The 2,998-nt window shown below is 53.4% G+C and carries 2 protein-coding genes and 1 pseudogene; 2 read left to right on the forward strand and 1 reads right to left on the reverse strand.

Annotation, left to right across the window (positions count from 1 at the left end):
* The coding region (locus ACJHWR_RS25145; protein WP_250276745.1) for an integron integrase at window positions 1-907 on the reverse strand (907 nt) is incomplete at its 3' end.
* Between the two features lie 148 nt (window positions 908-1,055).
* Between ACJHWR_RS25145 and ACJHWR_RS25150 the strand changes: the two are divergent.
* A pseudogene (locus ACJHWR_RS25150) lies at window positions 1,056-1,894 on the forward strand (AadA family aminoglycoside 3''-O-nucleotidyltransferase).
* 84 nt (window positions 1,895-1,978) lie between these two features.
* A complete protein-coding gene (gene lnu(F), locus ACJHWR_RS25155; RefSeq protein WP_000939727.1) occupies window positions 1,979-2,800 on the forward strand; it encodes a lincosamide nucleotidyltransferase Lnu(F) in 822 nt (273 codons plus the stop codon).
* The last annotated feature ends 198 nt before the right edge of the window (window positions 2,801-2,998 follow it).

Genomic DNA, 2,998 nt, shown 5'->3' on the forward strand with positions numbered 1-2,998 from the left:
TATTATGGTGATCCCCTGGGCGAAATGCGCCTGGTAAGCAGAGTTTTTGAAATGTAAGGCCTTTGAATAAGACAAAAGGCTGCCTCATCGCTAACTTTGCAACAGTGCCTTCTACGGCACGTTTGAAGGCGCGCTGAAAGGTCTGGTCATACATGTGATGGCGACGCACGACACCGCTCCGTGGATCGGTCGAATGCGTGTGCTGCGCAAAAACCCAGAACCACGGCCAGGAATGCCCGGCGCGCGGATACTTCCGCTCAAGGGCGTCGGGAAGCGCAACGCCGCTGCGGCCCTCGGCCTGGTCCTTCAGCCACCATGCCCGTGCACGCGACAGCTGCTCGCGCAGGCTGGGTGCCAAGCTCTCGGGTAACATCAAGGCCCGATCCTTGGAGCCCTTGCCCTCCCGCACGATGATCGTGCCGTGATCGAAATCCAGATCCTTGACCCGCAGTTGCAAACCCTCACTGATCCGCATGCCCGTTCCATACAGAAGCTGGGCGAACAAACGATGCTCGCCTTCCAGAAAACCGAGGATGCGAACCACTTCATCCGGGGTCAGCACCACCGGCAAGCGCCGCGACGGCCGAGGTCTTCCGATCTCCTGAAGCCAGGGCAGATCCGTGCACAGCACCTTGCCGTAGAAGAACAGCAAGGCCGCCAATGCCTGACGATGCGTGGAGACCGAAACCTTGCGCTCGTTCGCCAGCCAGGACAGAAATGCCTCGACTTCGCTGCTGCCCAAGGTTGCCGGGTGACGCACACCGTGGAAACGGATGAAGGCACGAACCCAGTGGACATAAGCCTGTTCGGTTCGTAAGCTGTAATGCAAGTAGCGTATGCGCTCACGCAACTGGTCCAGAACCTTGACCGAACGCAGCGGTGGTAACGGCGCAGTGGCGGTTTTCATGGCTTGTTATGACTGTTTTTTTGGGGTACAGTCTATGCCTCGGGCATCCAAGCAGCAAGCGCGTTACGCCGTGGGTCGATGTTTGATGTTATGGAGCAGCAACGATGTTACGCAGCAGGGCAGTCGCCCTAAAACAAAGTTAGACATCATGAGGGTAGCGGTGACCATCGAAATTTCGAACCAACTATCAGAGGTGCTAAGCGTCATTGAGCGCCATCTGGAATCAACGTTGCTGGCCGTGCATTTGTACGGCTCCGCAGTGGATGGCGGCCTGAAGCCATACAGCGATATTGATTTGCTGGTTACGGTGACCGTAAGGCTTGATGAAACAACGCGGCGAGCTTTGATCAACGACCTTTTGGAAACTTCGGCTTCCCCTGGAGAGAGCGAGATTCTCCGCGCTGTAGAAGTCACCATTGTTGTGCACGACGACATCATTCCGTGGCGTTATCCAGCTAAGCGCGAACTGCAATTTGGAGAATGGCAGCGCAATGACATTCTTGCAGGTATCTTCGAGCCAGCCACGATCGACATTGATCTGGCTATCTTGCTGACAAAAGCAAGAGAACATAGCGTTGCCTTGGTAGGTCCAGCGGCGGAGGAACTCTTTGATCCGGTTCCTGAACAGGATCTATTTGAGGCGCTAAATGAAACCTTAACGCTATGGAACTCGCCGCCCGACTGGGCTGGCGATGAGCGAAATGTAGTGCTTACGTTGTCCCGCATTTGGTACAGCGCAGTAACCGGCAAAATCGCGCCGAAGGATGTCGCTGCCGACTGGGCAATGGAGCGCCTGCCGGCCCAGTATCAGCCCGTCATACTTGAAGCTAGACAGGCTTATCTTGGACAAGAAGAAGATCGCTTGGCCTCGCGCGCAGATCAGTTGGAAGAATTTGTCCACTACGTGAAAGGCGAGATCACCAAGGTAATCGGCAAATAATGTCTAACAATTCGTTCAAGCCGACCGCGCTACGCGCGGCGGCTTAACTCCGGCGTTGTGCTGACGAAAAAAAACAAAAATCTGCGTATACCTTTCCTCATAATCTGTGGCTTCAATAAAAGGATATTTCTATGCTTCAACTGAAAATGATCGAACTCTTCAAGGAAGGTTGTCATGAGGATGCACGAATAATCGCGGCATTGATGTTCGGCTCATTTGCTATCGGAGAGGGTGACGAGTTCTCTGATATCGAATTCGCAGTGTTCATCCAGGATGACCATTTTGAAAATTTCGATCAGCGCTCGTGGCTTAATGCCGTAAGTCCGGTTGCTGCTTACTTTCCGGACGACTTCGGCCACCACACCGCACTTTTTGAAAACGGCATTCGCGGTGAATTCCATTTCATGCGAAAATCGGACATACCGGTCATTTCCACTTGGCAAGGCTATGGGTGGTTTCCCTCGCTTGAGGCGGCTGTTTTGTTGGACCGATCAGGAGAGTTGTCAAGGTACGCAAGCGCTCTCGTGGGCGGTCCCCCGATACGTGAAGGCGCGCCGCTGGTGGAAGGGCTTGTGTTGAACCTCATCAGCCTGATGCTCTTTGGGGCCAATCTTTTAAATCGGGGAGAGTACGCTCGCGCCTGGGCTTTGCTCAGCAAAGCACATGAAAACCTACTCAAGCTGGTTCGACTCCACGAAGGGGCAACAGACCACTGGCCGACACCTTCACGCGCGCTCGAAAAGGATATCTCGGAGGACTCGTATAATCGCTATCTGGCATGCACAAGCAGTGCAGAACCAAGAGCACTATGTGCAGCCTATCATCAAACGTGGACGTGGAGTCTCGAATTGTTCAAGAGCGTGACAGAACCTCTGAATATCGAGCTTCCGAGAACTGTAATTGCGCAGGCAAAAAGGTTGCTCAATGAGTCTGCGACGCCGCACAACAAGTAAATCCAGCGGACGCATAAAAACGCGCCGCTGATTTTGACGTTAGATGCACTAAGCACATAATTGCTCACAGCCAAACTATCAGGTCAAGTGGCACTGTTGCAAATAGTCGGTGGTGATAAACTTATCATCCCCTTTTGCTGATGGAGCTGCACATGAACCCATTCAAAGGCCGGCATTTTCAGCGTGACATCATTCTGT

The sequence above is a fragment of the Escherichia sp. WS568 genome (assembly GCF_046486085.1).
Classification (GTDB): domain Bacteria; phylum Pseudomonadota; class Gammaproteobacteria; order Enterobacterales; family Enterobacteriaceae; genus Escherichia; species Escherichia coli.